Consider the following 13,152-nt stretch of genomic DNA (forward strand, 5'->3'; position numbering starts at 1 on the left):
TTAGAGGGTGCCTGTTCGAGTTGTAGAAATCCAGTTATACCAAGATGGTGGTGGAATGATGTCAATGTTGGTCTATCGAGTTATACTGCCAGCTCTACTCTGGAATCCTGTATAAATATAGCGTCAAAATTTACCCTTTAAAAGCCCATGTCAACCCAAATCATCCTTGTAGAATCAAGGTTGGCAGTAGCCTCTCCCAAACCTAAACAGGCTAAACCAGGATCTCCGTCCCCCGACCAAATCTTGATGGGAGCGTCGGGATTACTGTTATTATTGCTGCTCGGTTTAGCGGTATTTACCAAGCTAAGACTAGATGATTTGAGTAAGAAGCTCAAATTTGAAGAGTTTAGAAATAGAGAACTCCAGAAAAAATACAAAATGGCTCTGGAAACCATATCAAAGATGGAAAAAAACCCCGACCTCATTCACTCGCGAGACTTTAATTTAGACTACCTGAGAATGCGGATGGCGGAAGAAGTCTTTCACTTTGCCATTGTCAACCAGATTAAAGTAAAAGTCAAAGACAAAATTAGTATTGCCCTGCGCCCGACTCAGAGTGCAGTAGGAGATAAAAACGGGACTGCTGGCAGTGGCAGGCAAGTAGATTCGATGTTTGATATCGAATACGAAACTGGCGATCCAGCCGTAAAAATAGAAAGGCGAGTCCTGTTTCGGATTCAAATTAAGCTGATGAAACTGCCGACTCAGGCAACATCGGCGACAATTAATCAAATTATTGATTGTTTGGAAACTTATCTGAGTCCTTCAGACGATCATGATAGTTGGCAGCCAACTATTCAAGGTCGCATCGTTCACATTGAATGGGATCAAAAAGCGAAGCCGACGCCGATGTTGGTGCTGGAACAGTCAAATGAAGGGGTGAATGTTACCTTTAGGACTACGAGAACCCCTGCTGGCAGACCGGCCAATGAAAATGAGAGCCAGTTGGCAGGAGCTAAGGGTCAAAAAAGTGCTAAAAGTAGTTCTAAAAGTGCGGCAAAAGGTGGAACAAAAAGTCCTACGAAGGTAGGAGCAAAACGTCCCGGCTCTCGGAAATAAGTTGAGGTAAATTACAATTATTGTCCTGAAAAAACGTCAGTTGCAGCGGGTGTTTGTCTGTCTTGTGCTAGGTGGTCGTTTTCTATAGCATTTCGAGTTCTCATATGAGGTACAACTTAGATTTTAGATTTTAGATTAGGAGATTGGAGAATTTGGGGATTTGGGGATTTGGGGATTGCGGGTTTGGGGATTGCGGGTTTGGGGAATTGTTTATGAATTGGTAAATACCTCATGTAACTGGGAACCGCGGCGTTGCTGATTTACAGTATGAACCACTCAATAGTGAAAAAATTCAATGTGAAAAAATGAAATAAGCCAGTCAGTCAATATAGCTGAACTTTCAAGCGATCCATTTTCATGCCCGGATTAAGCAACGCCGTTGCTCTCAACTGTCAACTGTCAACTGTCAACTGTCAACTGTCAACTGAATGAACTATTTAGGGTAATCAAACAGTACCTCGGTCATGTAATGTTCTGCCCAATCTTGGCCGAAAGCTTTTTCGAGTACGCGGCGGGTTTTGTCGTTTTGCTGCTGTTGGGTGCAGTAGTAAATTTGAGCGTCGAGAATTTTTGATGCTTCGGCGGCAGAGACTGGTTCGCAAGCGACTGCGAGTTTGCAGTGAATTTCCACGTAGGATTCAACGATATCCAGAAATCGGCTTTCTTCTTCCTGTGAATCGGGGCGGACAAATAGGCAAAACTCTGAGAAAATATCGCCCCAGTCGGGAATTTGGCGGGGACAAGAAAACTGGTTGACGGGCAAAGTTTGCAGTCGAGTGCGGTAGGTTTCCGACAAAGTTCGATCGGGATTGAGGGGAGAAAGGTCTGCGATCGCGGCGCTAATTTGACCTTTGCCTGCTACGATGTCTGTGCCGAACATCGGCAAAGCATAATTCGGTCTGGGAAACATCACGCAGTGGAGGATATCCAGCAGCGGCCCGACTTTAGCCAGTTCCAGGTGTATTTTGCGGAATTGGGGAGTTTGATAGCAGCGATTTTCTATGATCAGCTTTTCTCCTTCCAGCCGCCCTTCCACGTATCCCAACTCAGCGGGGAGGTGGTAGGGTTCGAGGTCGAGGTACCGACGCCATACTGATTCTATCCGATCTGCTAATTCGCGGATAAGGTAGTGCTGTTGGTCGCGCAGGGAAGGCTTGGATGTTTCTAACATTCTTATTTATCGGGCGATCGCTTAATAAAACTTCATTCTACGGTTGCAGGATGCAGTAAACAAGGTAGATACTTTTAAGGATATCAGCAGTTCGACGTGCGATCGAGTAAGTTTTACAAAAAAATCTGCCCAAGATAGAAAGCCCTGTGACATTAGTCTAGGTATTCGCAGTGGCACAGAGCAATAAATTGCCATAAAAACCCGAGTAATGAGTAAGATTTGCGGAAACTCTCCGCTAAAATAAGTGCACTAGCGGTAATTCGCAGGGAAAAAGCAAAGTAGGTAAGCGCGGAGATTTTGTATGTTTGGTCTGGGATTGCCCGAATTGGGCATTGTTGCGGTAGTCGCCATTCTAATTTTCGGCCCCAAGAAAATTCCTGAGTTGGGAAATGCTTTGGGCAAAACGCTGCGGAGTTTTAAGGAAGGGGTCGGTCAAACTGATGATGAATCTACACAGAAGGATAAGGATCGGGACAAGGAGGAAGAGCAAACCCTAGGAAAGTAATTTGCTGAACTTCCTGCAAATAGAAGCAGCAACGCTCTGTCATCGTATATGTAGAGAATGTTTTATTGGGCAGTGTCGATATTTCCCAATAATAAGGCGCTGGCAATCAGCTCGATCTCCTTCAAAAATACCCTGATTTGGACTGTATTTATAGCTAATTTTTGTTGTAGTTTTTTGCAGATAGTTCGTCAGTTTTTGGCAATTTTTCCCTATTTTTGGGCGAGCCTTCGATAATATTTGGGGGTATTTTTTGAGGCTTGTATTTCTGATTGTCGGTTGCCTAACTGTTTGTTGGAAGAGATATACTGAAATTTCCCTAGCTTGATTTTCGCCTTTTCAGGGAAACTGGCAGTTGTATTTTTTTACCGTTGTTACTAAAGCTCGGAAACGTCGATACTCCTAAGTCAAACCTGTAGATTTTCTAACGCCACGGCACAAGGGAGGGAGTTTGAGTTCTAGTTTGATGGCGTATCGGAGTGCGTCGGTTCGGTGTCAAGGTCTGAGTACATTTGAGATTTTACCGTTGTCAGCACAGGAATGGTGCCGATCGCCGTTGCGATCGTCCTGGATGAGAGCCTCCGCAATGTCCGCGCGATCGCCCAAAGCGAATTAAGCCGCTATCTACGTAGTGTCTCTGGGAAAAATTGAGGAGCGATCGAGAACGACTCGAAGTACAGTCCGCTTAGAAGGTGGCTGGCCCGAATCAAGTTCTGATGCTGCGAATCTATTGTGGTAAATGCCTCCCGCGAGGGATGCCGCTGCTCCCAAAATCTGCAATTAGATAAATGGCGCACAAGATAGATTTGGTGGTAAAATCAAATATGGTAACCCCCATAGGTGCCAAAGTTTCGGAAAACGTCAAACTGGCCAGTCCATAGGGCTGTCCCTTCCGATGTAAAACCCAAAGTACGTTACTGCAAACAGGCCATATTTTAAGCAAGTTACACTGCGCAGGAGAACTGACAAATGCTACAGCGCAAAATCTATCAACTCTGTTGTGATGGTCGTGAGGTTTCTATTTTTCTTCGAGATCAGCAACGTTGGATAGAGCGCGCTCGTATCCTAGATATTGAAGGGGATCTAGTCACGCTGCGCTACGAAACCGACGAAGAAGACGAAATTAGCTCCTGGGAAGAAATGGTGCGTCTAGAAAGTATTGGAGCTGTGTCCCAGAAGTTGGCTTCGGTGTCGAGAACTAACTGCGAACCCCTAGTTTCTGACGATTGTCCCGAAGCCGAGCAAATTCGCAATCACTACCCGGACTCGAATTTAGAATAGTTTCGATCTAGAGCTTGAGGCACAAAGAATAGTTGGGGGAAAAGAAAACGACTTTTCTCCCTTTTTTGTCGAGGAATGGGGCAAAACTCGGGTTTTGCCGAAAAATCTGCTGGATTGTCACCAAATAAGCTATTTGGATCAAAATTTGAGTTCGATCGCCCGTTTTCGCCTCTGAGCCACCAGAGCAGTCACAGACGCAGAACCAACGAACAACAAATACTGCGATCGCTCTCATCAGAAAGCGCCCTAAGCTGTCGATCGCCATGACAACAATAGGTTTATTCCGCATCTAATTCCTCATCTATGAAAAATTCAGACTCCGGTATCGCTTCAAACACCGGACAGAAACCGTCGGGAGTGACTTTAAAGCCAAACAAAGCACTGGACTGGTTCCAACAGCGCTGGCCGCGGTAGTGCTGGCAATTGCCGCAGCATTCGAGGTTTGCCTGAACGGCGTTGCCTTGAAATAGCAGTTCCCGCTGGGAGATGCCGCGCAGTACCAGTTCTTCCCCTTGCCAGCGCGCTTCTACCAAACCTGTATCGGCAAAATTTGCCCACCGAGGATCGGCTGTAATCGGACTCGGCAAGCTAATTGCTACCTCTGTCCCCAATTCGCTGAGTTCTCCCTCATAGTTAGTTTCGGGGATAGCGGGCTGCAAAAACATTTCTCCGATCGGCAATTCGACAACTGTTCCTACCGCCGGAGTGTGCAACTGGTAGCGGTTTCGCAGCTCGTCCAGGTTAGCTAAGTCAGCCAAATATGCAGGGGAACCGTGCACTAAAATTACGTGCTGCGGACGCAAATTGTGGATGAGCTGGGTAGTTCCCGGCCCGTCGCAGTGTTCGGCTAGCAGATAAGTTTCAATGAGCCGAACTCCTGATTCCTGCCAGTTGGCAAACCATTCCCTGACGGGATATCCGGGTTTTTGAGGTGCGAGTAAAATCCAAGGATTTGTGCGATCGGCAGCGTACAAACCCAAATCAGCAATTTGGTCGGTAATTACAATACACGGGGTTTTCCCCAATTCGGAGCGCTGTTCGGCAGACAGCCGGCGCACGCGGGGTTTCACCCTTTCGTCCCAAAACAAAGGTTGGTGGAGAGCAAAGTTTTGAACGGCGGTGGGAAAATGGGGCAGTAGTTCCAGATAAGCGTCGCACCCGTCGGCAACAGTGCCGTCCACCCAAATATCCAAGTCGCGCCCGGTGAAGTAGTGGTGGCTGCGGAGCAGCATCAGCAGTTCTTGACCCAAACCGAGGGCGGGTGCGGGTAGCAGTACCGAGTATCCGTCGGCGATCGCGCGGTGGATGCGATCGGCTAACTGATTTTCCAGTTGTCGGCGGTGAGGGTGGCGCGCCGTGCCGTAACTACCTTCCACAATTAACACGTCGGGCTTCATGCCCCGGAGTTCTCCCAGCGGCAAACCTTCCACCAAACGACAATTGGACAGAAAAAAGTCGCCGGTGTAAACCAGGGTGTAGGTGCGATGGGGGGCTTCATAGGTCAAGAGTACAGTCGCCGCTCCGGGCAAATGGCCCGACGGGAACAACTGCACGCTCAGTCCCCGGCGCAGTTCGATCGGCGACTGCCAGGGTAGAGCCTCACAGAAATGTGACTCTGGCTGCTGAGACTGGGCCGGCCAGTTAAGCGGTAGCAGTCGCGCTGTGACTTCGCTGGCGTAAATTGGCAACAGCGGGAAAGCCTGGTGGAGTGCTAGCAAACCTCTGGCGTGGTCGGAGTGGGCGTGGGTGCACACTACGAAATCGGCTGGGGGCGATCGATCTACTGTCGCTGACAGGGGTGCGACATTTTCTATACCGCAGTCGAGTAAAATGCGGTACGGCCCCATTCGCACTAGCAGACAGACCCCTTCCTGGGCGTGGCCTGCGCCGTAAGGTAAACAATCGAGATCCATCACTGCCGTTAGCTCCCTGTACAAGCGCGCAACTTGCAGTATCGCAACATCTAACTAATTGTTGGCTGCGACTGCATTCATTCGATCGAGTTGAGTGTTGGACGCAAAAACCAGGTTTGATGGAGGAAAAGACTGTGTTTCTGTCCTCGTTGTCGGTCAAAAAACCGTCGCTCAAAGTTCTGGTGCGTCAGCTTTGGACTTAAATTTTTCCTTTACACCTGCGGTTCCCGTCGTGCAAGCAAAGTAATTGCATTTAAAATTTGATGAGTGAGATCGACAAGGAAATCGATTTTCCGAAGACACCGGCAGAAATAGGCCTGCTGCCTTCAACAAAGTTAATGCTAGTGGTTCTTGCATCAAAAGTTACATTTGATGGCACCTTGTCAGAGTAACGAATTCCATCTCACAAGCTGAGTTTTAAATTTTTTTTCATAATTGCGCCTGCTAGAAGCTCGTCTTTTTTATGAGAAGATTTTAAGTCAACAGCCCCAAGATGTTGACAAAACATTACAAATCTTCATCTTTCGGGTGTTGAGAGCGGTGTGTAGCCCAACAATTCAAGTTTGAGTAAGCAGGCTCAAACAAGCTAAGTATTTCTGTCAGGCAGATGGTGGCTTTATGAGTGCGATGTTTTTTTTGTAAAAGTTTGATACATTTTTCTAAGCAAACCTTGTGGCGATCGAGGAAACAGTTTAAATATGTACACTGAAAACGATCGCCCACCTAGCGTCGAAAACTTGAGGGCGATCGCTTTTCTACCCAACCCCGCTTGGAGCGGGGCACGATTTTCCTATGATACCAACATCAAAGCCCAAATTAAACTCTCATCCCTGGTGTATAGCGGTTTTCACAAAGATGAGGTACGTTGTTGGGCTTCAGCCCTCTTGATTTCAGCGGTTATGTAAGCTGTCAGCCATACCTCATCTTTTTGAGAAAGGCTATATCGTGCGGCAATTGCCAAATATGCAGCGATTGGTGGTTGCTCGATTTCACCGCCGGGGCGATGCAGAGGGATACATCCAAATTTTACGGCGGTTAGTACCCGCGACTAAACAGGCGATCGTCTTTGATACGACTGGGGCCGAGAAATTGCCGGAAGTGCGATCGACTCAGATGGATCGAATGCTTTAACGGATAAGTGCGATCGCCCTTTTGTGTTTCAATTGACAAGCGATAAATTGTGAAGGGCGATCGGCTTTGGTGTCTTCATTAGTTTGCGATCGTACTTTTTGTCAGAAACCGGGTTTTTTACGACAATTTTTCGTTGGATCGTCTAGATAAAGTAAAAAACCCGGTTTCGAGGAGTCTTAATGCGTAAATCCTGTTCGCGATCGCTTAAAAGGCGATCGATCGACCAAAGAGGCATCTAAAAATTAATTGCACAATCAAACCGCTCGATATTATTGCATTACAATATATCGAGGTAAAGTTGGAACGGTAGTTGATGAATGCGATGCAGAATTTGTTGAAGTTGAGTTTAGCGATTTGCAAGATTGTACCTACGCGCTAGAATCCCTTAAAAAATCGCAGTTAATGATTTTGAATCACAGTCCGCTTGCAGAAACCCAATGGTTAAAAAGTCAGCCATCATTACAAAAACCAGTTTTAAATCGCTAATAATCCCCGTGCAGCTAATAATTAGCCGTTGCCAACTAACAAGATAAGCATTTTTTAGATTGACTGTTTGCGATTTACTTATTATAATTACCAGGTCAAAAATAATAAAAATCTTACGCCTAACAGTTTTTCTCAAATAACAGGTAAAATATTCTAAGTTTGCGCGTACCGAACGCCGCAGGCTCAAACTATTATCTGTTAAGGATTCGTCCTAATTCTTAGGAGCGGGATTTTAAAATATGCATCTCAGCGAACTGACTCATCCAAACCAATTACACGGCCTGTCGATTCATCAACTCGAACAAATTGCCCGACAAATTCGAGAAAAGCATTTAGAAACTGTAGCAGCGAGCGGCGGACACCTCGGCCCAGGATTGGGTGTAGTCGAACTGACCTTAGCACTCTACCAAACCCTGGATCTCGATCGCGACAAAGTTACCTGGGATGTCGGCCATCAAGCTTATCCGCACAAATTGATCACCGGGCGCTACAACCAATTTCACACCCTGCGCCAAAAAGACGGCGTTGCAGGCTATCTCAAGCGCTGCGAGAGCAAATTTGACCATTTCGGCGCCGGTCACGCTTCCACAAGCATCTCCGCAGCCTTAGGGATGGCGATGGCGCGCGACCTGAAGGGCGAAAACTTTAAAACTGTAGCAGTCATCGGCGACGGCGCATTGACTGGCGGCATGGCACTAGAAGCGATCAACCACGCGGGCCATATGCCGAAAACCAATGTGATGGTAGTGCTCAACGACAACGAGATGTCAATCTCGCCCAATGTCGGCGCAATTACCCGCTATTTGAACAAGATGCGACTTTCGCAGCCGGTGCAATTTCTCAAAGATAACTTAGAGGAACAATTCAAACAAATTCCCTTTGTTGGCGAAACTTTTACCCCAGAAATGGAACGCCTGAAAGAAGGTATGAAACGGTTAGCCGTGTCGAAAGTTGGAGCCGTAATTGAAGAATTGGGCTTTACCTACATGGGCCCGGTAGACGGACACAATTTGGAAGAGTTAATTGCGACTTTCAAACAAGGTCATACTATCCAAGGCCCTGTGTTAGTTCACGTGGTGACGGTGAAGGGTAAAGGATATGCGATCGCCGAAAAAGACCAAGTAGGATATCACGCCCAAAACCCGTTTAATCTAGCCACTGGCAAAGGCATTCCTTCCACCAAACCCAAGCCTCCAGCCTACTCGAAAGTATTTGCCCATGCTCTGGTTAAGCTAGCAGAAAATAATCCCAAAATTGTCGGCATCACCGCTGCCATGGCAACCGGAACTTGCCTAGACAAACTTCAGGAAAAACTACCGAAACAGTACATCGATGTTGGGATTGCCGAACAGCACGCAGTGACTTTATCGGCAGGTTTAGCCTGCGAAGGAATGCGTCCGGTTGTCGCAATTTACTCGACATTTTTGCAGCGGGGATACGACCAAATAGTTCACGATGTCTGCATCCAAAACTTGCCAGTGTTCTTCTGTTTGGATCGCGCCGGGATTGTCGGCGCCGACGGCCCAACCCACCAAGGAATGTATGACATTTCCTACTTGCGCTGCTTGCCAAATCTGACAATTATGGCGCCAAAAGATGAGGCAGAATTGCAGCGGATGGTAGTCACTGGCATCAACCACACGACAGGCCCGATCGCCATGCGTTACCCCCGTGGCAACGGTTACGGCGTGCCTCTGATGGAAGAAGGTTGGGAAGAATTGCCGATCGGCAAAGCGGAAATCCTTCGCAACGGCGATGACGTGCTAATCTTAGGTTACGGTTCAATGGTTTATCCGGCGATGCAAACCGCCGAGATGTTGAGCGAACATGGCATTGAAGCAACTGTGATTAATGCACGTTTTGTCAAGCCTTTAGACACTGAATTAATCTTGCCTTTGGCACAGCGAATTGGCAAAGTTGTCACGATGGAAGAAGGCTGTTTAATGGGTGGTTTTGGTTCAGCAGTAGCCGAAGCTTTGATGGATAACAATATCCTGGTTCCATTGATGCGCTTGGGTGTACCTGATACATTGGTGGATCATGCAACGCCGGAACAATCCTTTGCCACCTTAGGATTAAATCCGTCGCAAATGTGCGATCGTATTTTAGCAACATTCAGCCGCAAACAGTCACCAGTTAGCGTCTAATTTCACTCGTTCACTCGTTCCTAGGCTCTGCCTGGGAACGCTGATCCGGAGGCTCTGCCTCGAATTTTCCCTACTTCCAAAACGAGGCAGAGCCTCTAGACATTGGTTCCCAGGCAGAGCCTAGGAACCAGTTAAACGAGTTAAGAAATGCCCACTTTATGAGAGTGTAACAAAACGCCCCTGCAAGTCAGATGGTGTCACACTCAGCACTCTAGCTAAAACTTGACCTGTGGCAGCAATTTGAATCGTAGTACCGTCATAACGGCCGTTTTTATCTACATCTGTATCGGCGGCTGAAATTTTGCCTTCTCGAGGAAACCTCCCTGAAATGAAAATAACATCCGATAGCGCGAAAGAAAAGGGAATAAGTGTAATATTTGCCTCAGTTAAACCGCCAGTCAAGCCAATGCGATCGATCGACCTTTCAAAGTCTAGAATACCATCCCATGCCGAACCACTAAAACTACGGTTAGAGTTACGCCTGGGATCTTCTGCAACAACATCCGTTCTCAGCACAAACACATCACTACCCGTTCCGCCTTTGTAATAAGTGTAACCTCGATCGCCACTCAGAGTATCGTTACCCGCACCTCCATCCAATAAATCATCACCTCTGCCACCATACAAAATATCATCTCCGTCACCACCGGCAAGATAATCATCATCAGAACCACCAATCAAAGTGTCTCTGCCACCTTCACCATATAAATCATCTGCGCCTTTACCGCCTTCCAAGTTGTCATTGCCATCTCTGCCAAATAAAATATCTTTACCAACATTGCCATTGGCGATATCATTCCCAATAGAACCCACGATCGTATCATCGCCATCTAAGCCTAAAATACCTCCAGGAAACTGAGCCATCAAACCAGGATTAATAGTAAAATTATCAGAATTGTTAGTTAAGTTCAAAGTGTTTGCCACGATTGATATCCGAAAAATGTAATTTACGAAACACACCCTAACATCGAACTCCAAGAAGCGTCAAGAGTGACTGAGATCGTGCGATATCAATCGTTACCAGGCAGAGCCTGGTAACGGAGCTCCAGAGGCTCTGCCTCGAATTTTCCCCACTTCCAAAACGAGGCAGAGCCTCTAGACATTGGTTCCCAGGCAGAGCCTAGGAACCAGTTAACCAGTTTATGATATGATTGAATGAAAGTTTCACGATAAGGGAGAATCAACAATGACTTATCTCAACCCAACTCGCAGAGTACCCCGGAAAAGATTGCACGCAAAACGCATACTTTCTCCAGAAGAAATAGCCCAATGGTACGCCGAAAGAGCCGCATTTCGCCAGCGGTGTCAACCCATATTCGATCGCCTCAAACCAGAATTGATTAAAACCCACTACAACTGGTACATGGCGGTTGAACCCGACAGCGGAGAACATTTTATCGAACAAGATTCGTTAGCTGCTGGAAAAATGTGTCGTCAGAAACATCCCAATGCTATCCCGCACGTATTTCGGATTAATGAAACCGGAGTTTGTGGCACGATATGATGGAAGGAATATTTGGCGATAATGACGAGCTGTTTTTTGAAATTTCATTGATTGCCGATAACGGCTTAGAATTACCTGTTGATGCTCTGCTAGATACAGGTTTTTCTGGCTGGTTAGCAATGGATATTCAGGATTTAGAAGGGCTTGATTGGACTTATGTAGACAAAGAAACAATGCAAACAGCTAAGGGAGAATTTGATTTCGATATTTATGCAGGAAAAGTGCGTATTGAAGGTCAAGAGTTTGACATTCCCGTTCATGTGGGTGCGGGAGTACCGGAAATTTTAATCGGCCGCCAGTGGCTGAAAAATCGGCGTTTAATAGTTGATATTTCGGCGGGTATTTTGACATTGGAAGCGAATTAAAAGTAAGATGAATTTAAAAAATTTTGATATAGTAATAGTAGGAGCCGGCCCAGCAGGAGGCCACTGTGCAAGAATTCTAGCCAAATCCGGCCGCAAAGTCTTGCTTGCAGAACAAAACGACAATTTTAATAAAAATGACTTTTCCAGCGCCGCCACACCTTTAGAAACCCTCTCTAAATTCGATTTACCCGAATCAGTTATCGGCAGTTTTTGGCACAAACTGACTATTGAAACTAGCAAAGTTAGTCAAACTTGGGAATCTCCCGAAAGTTTGGGAGTTGTGCTCAACTTTGCTAAATTTAGAGCATTTTTAGCCGACGAAGTTAAGCGATTTGGCGGTGAAGTTTGGCTTGGTTGTCGCTACACCGGACATTCCCAAGCCAACGGCGAAACCACAGTAGAATTTAAACAGTTATCTGACAGTAAACTTATCAAAGTTACCACGAAAGTCTTGGTTGATGCTACTGGCTTTGCTAGGGCGATTATGTACGACAAAGAAAATGATAAGCCTGATTTTTTGTCGGGAACCGGAATCGAATATTTAATTGAAGTTGAACCGGAAGTTTACAATAAATATGCCAATGATTTAATCTTCTTTTTGGGTGATAAATGGATGCCGAAAGGTTATTCTTGGATATTTCCCATGGAACAAAATAGACTGAAAGTTGGTGCGGGACGCATTTTTTTAGATGCCAAAACGGTTAAGCATTTGTCACCGCTGAAACAGTATATTGATTTGCTGATTGATGAATATTTGAAGTCGGAAAATTATAAAATTATTGACAAGCACGGTTCGACGCTGAAATACAGTCCTGGTTTGCGGGATATTTATTGGAAGGATAACATAATTGCGATCGGCGATACTGTCTCGACAGTAAATTTTCTGGGCGGTGAGGGTATCAGACACGGGATGGATGGCGCCGAAATAGCTGGGAAATACATTGAAAAATATTTGGATGGGAAAAGCTCAGATTTTCGGGATTATGAGACCCAAATGCACCGCAAATTCCATCGGAAATGGAATATTTCGGAAAGGTTGGCGGTGAGAAAGTATATTGATGATGTGAATGATGAATTGACGGATAAAATGATTTCTTATTTGAAGTACATGAAAACTAAAGATGTGATGGATATTTTATTTGATTATAAGTTTGAGAAGATTTCCAGAGGATTTGGCGGTTATTTGCGACGTAAATTTCAGGGATTGATGCAGCGGCTGAGAAAAAGTTTCTAGCAATTATCTAAACAATCATAAATTAGGTTCGTAGTGAGGACTTTAGTCCTTGATGAATGCGGACTAAAGTCCTCACTACGAACCAATTTTTCTGAGTGAGGACTTTAGTCCTTGATAAATGCGGACTAAAGTCCTCACTACGAACCAATTTTTCAATCATAAATTAGGTTCGTAGTGAGGACTTCAGTCCTTGATGAATGCGGACTAAAGTCCTCACTACGAACCAATTTTTCTGAGTGAGGACTTTAGTCCTTGATGAATGCGGACTAAAGTCCTCACTACGAACCAATTTTTCTGAGTGAGGACTTTAGTCCTTGATAAATGCGGACTAAAGTCCTCACTACGAACCAATTTTTCTG

General features: G+C 45.8%; 15 protein-coding genes. 11 read left to right on the forward strand and 4 right to left on the reverse strand.

The features are described 5' to 3' along the window. Positions 1–147: 147 nt before the first annotated feature. Entirely contained in the window at positions 148–1,059 is a 912-nt protein-coding gene (locus QZ938_RS12765) for a hypothetical protein (protein WP_293351828.1), read from the forward strand. A gap of 433 nt (positions 1,060–1,492) precedes the next feature. Here the strand turns inward: QZ938_RS12765 and QZ938_RS12770 are convergent, their stop codons facing one another. Beyond that, positions 1,493–2,230 (reverse strand): phycocyanobilin:ferredoxin oxidoreductase, encoded by a 738-nt coding sequence (locus QZ938_RS12770; protein ID WP_293351826.1) that lies wholly within the window; start codon positions 2,228–2,230, stop codon positions 1,493–1,495. Between the two features lie 301 nt (positions 2,231–2,531). On the opposite strand from QZ938_RS12770, the gene tatA reads away from it, so the two are divergent. Together tatA and QZ938_RS12780 are read left to right on the forward strand one after the other, a co-directional pair. After that, entirely contained in the window at positions 2,532–2,735 is a 204-nt protein-coding gene (tatA, locus tag QZ938_RS12775) for a twin-arginine translocase TatA/TatE family subunit (RefSeq protein WP_293351824.1), read from the forward strand. Between the two features lie 966 nt (positions 2,736–3,701). After that, complete coding sequence (locus QZ938_RS12780) at positions 3,702–4,013, forward strand: DUF6679 family protein (RefSeq protein ID WP_006633466.1); 312 nt, start codon at positions 3,702–3,704, stop codon at positions 4,011–4,013. A gap of 7 nt (positions 4,014–4,020) precedes the next feature. Here the strand turns inward: QZ938_RS12780 and QZ938_RS12785 are convergent, their stop codons facing one another. Continuing rightward, positions 4,021–4,302, reverse strand: coding sequence for a hypothetical protein (locus QZ938_RS12785; protein ID WP_293351822.1), 282 nt, complete (start codon positions 4,300–4,302; stop codon positions 4,021–4,023). Further along, complete coding sequence (locus QZ938_RS12790) at positions 4,292–5,926, reverse strand: MBL fold metallo-hydrolase (protein ID WP_293351820.1); 1,635 nt, start codon at positions 5,924–5,926, stop codon at positions 4,292–4,294. Before QZ938_RS12790 ends, QZ938_RS12785 begins: the two co-directional genes overlap by 11 nt. A 97-nt stretch (positions 5,927–6,023) precedes the next feature. On the opposite strand from QZ938_RS12790, the gene QZ938_RS12795 reads away from it, so the two are divergent. From QZ938_RS12795 to dxs, 5 genes are all read left to right on the forward strand, one after another. After that, positions 6,024–6,173, forward strand: a complete 150-nt coding sequence (locus tag QZ938_RS12795) for a hypothetical protein (protein WP_293351818.1) — start codon at positions 6,024–6,026, stop codon at positions 6,171–6,173. Between the two features lie 451 nt (positions 6,174–6,624). Next, positions 6,625–6,831, forward strand: coding sequence for a hypothetical protein (locus QZ938_RS12800; protein ID WP_293351816.1), 207 nt, complete (start codon positions 6,625–6,627; stop codon positions 6,829–6,831). Between the two features lie 58 nt (positions 6,832–6,889). Then, positions 6,890–7,057: a hypothetical protein gene (locus QZ938_RS12805; RefSeq protein ID WP_293363436.1), complete on the forward strand. Its 168-nt coding sequence runs from the start codon at positions 6,890–6,892 to the stop codon at positions 7,055–7,057. Positions 7,058–7,303: 246 nt separating this feature from the next. Then, positions 7,304–7,543, forward strand: a complete 240-nt coding sequence (locus QZ938_RS33035; RefSeq protein ID WP_363318831.1) for a DUF4926 domain-containing protein — start codon at positions 7,304–7,306, stop codon at positions 7,541–7,543. A gap of 239 nt (positions 7,544–7,782) precedes the next feature. Next, positions 7,783–9,690: a 1-deoxy-D-xylulose-5-phosphate synthase gene (gene dxs, locus QZ938_RS12810; RefSeq protein WP_293351814.1), complete on the forward strand. Its 1,908-nt coding sequence runs from the start codon at positions 7,783–7,785 to the stop codon at positions 9,688–9,690. Positions 9,691–9,846: 156 nt separating this feature from the next. Here the strand turns inward: dxs and QZ938_RS12815 are convergent, their stop codons facing one another. Then, entirely contained in the window at positions 9,847–10,614 is a 768-nt protein-coding gene (locus QZ938_RS12815; RefSeq protein WP_293155705.1) for a calcium-binding protein, read from the reverse strand. 262 nt (positions 10,615–10,876) lie between these two features. On the opposite strand from QZ938_RS12815, the gene QZ938_RS12820 reads away from it, so the two are divergent. Genes QZ938_RS12820 through QZ938_RS12830 form a run of 3 tightly spaced genes read left to right on the forward strand, consistent with a single transcriptional unit; the run spans position 10,877 to position 12,793 of the window. Then, positions 10,877–11,194, forward strand: coding sequence for a hypothetical protein (locus tag QZ938_RS12820; RefSeq protein ID WP_293155702.1), 318 nt, complete (start codon positions 10,877–10,879; stop codon positions 11,192–11,194). Continuing rightward, the gene (locus QZ938_RS12825) at positions 11,191–11,559 is read left to right on the forward strand and encodes an aspartyl protease (RefSeq protein ID WP_293155699.1); all 369 of its coding nucleotides are present in this window, start codon (positions 11,191–11,193) and stop codon (positions 11,557–11,559) included. The genes QZ938_RS12820 and QZ938_RS12825 overlap by 4 nt, the downstream gene beginning before the upstream one ends. A gap of 7 nt (positions 11,560–11,566) precedes the next feature. Next, positions 11,567–12,793 (forward strand): NAD(P)/FAD-dependent oxidoreductase, encoded by a 1,227-nt coding sequence (locus tag QZ938_RS12830; protein ID WP_293351812.1) that lies wholly within the window; start codon positions 11,567–11,569, stop codon positions 12,791–12,793. Positions 12,794–13,152 lie beyond the last annotated feature (359 nt).

The sequence above is a fragment of the Microcoleus sp. CAWBG27 genome, assembly GCF_020883145.1.
Classification (GTDB): domain Bacteria; phylum Cyanobacteriota; class Cyanobacteriia; order Cyanobacteriales; family Microcoleaceae; genus Microcoleus.

What these genes read in the sequence shown, in the direction of transcription:
- QZ938_RS12830 (WP_293351812.1), top strand. Translation starts at nt 11,567, where the DNA reads ATGAATTTAAAAAATTTTGATATAGTAATAGTAGGAGCCGGCCCAGCA.
- QZ938_RS12820 (WP_293155702.1), top strand. Translation starts at nt 10,877, where the DNA reads ATGACTTATCTCAACCCAACTCGCAGAGTACCCCGGAAAAGATTGCAC.
- QZ938_RS12805 (WP_293363436.1), top strand. Translation starts at nt 6,890, where the DNA reads ATGCAGCGATTGGTGGTTGCTCGATTTCACCGCCGGGGCGATGCAGAG.
- QZ938_RS12800 (WP_293351816.1), top strand. Translation starts at nt 6,625, where the DNA reads ATGTACACTGAAAACGATCGCCCACCTAGCGTCGAAAACTTGAGGGCG.
- QZ938_RS12780 (WP_006633466.1), top strand. Translation starts at nt 3,702, where the DNA reads ATGCTACAGCGCAAAATCTATCAACTCTGTTGTGATGGTCGTGAGGTT.
- tatA (WP_293351824.1), top strand. Translation starts at nt 2,532, where the DNA reads ATGTTTGGTCTGGGATTGCCCGAATTGGGCATTGTTGCGGTAGTCGCC.
- QZ938_RS12770 (WP_293351826.1), bottom strand. Translation starts at nt 2,230, where the DNA reads ATGTTAGAAACATCCAAGCCTTCCCTGCGCGACCAACAGCACTACCTT.
- QZ938_RS12765 (WP_293351828.1), top strand. Translation starts at nt 148, where the DNA reads ATGTCAACCCAAATCATCCTTGTAGAATCAAGGTTGGCAGTAGCCTCT.
- QZ938_RS12825 (WP_293155699.1), top strand. Translation starts at nt 11,191, where the DNA reads ATGATGGAAGGAATATTTGGCGATAATGACGAGCTGTTTTTTGAAATT.
- dxs (WP_293351814.1), top strand. Translation starts at nt 7,783, where the DNA reads ATGCATCTCAGCGAACTGACTCATCCAAACCAATTACACGGCCTGTCG.
- QZ938_RS12790 (WP_293351820.1), bottom strand. Translation starts at nt 5,926, where the DNA reads ATGGATCTCGATTGTTTACCTTACGGCGCAGGCCACGCCCAGGAAGGG.
- QZ938_RS12785 (WP_293351822.1), bottom strand. Translation starts at nt 4,302, where the DNA reads ATGCGGAATAAACCTATTGTTGTCATGGCGATCGACAGCTTAGGGCGC.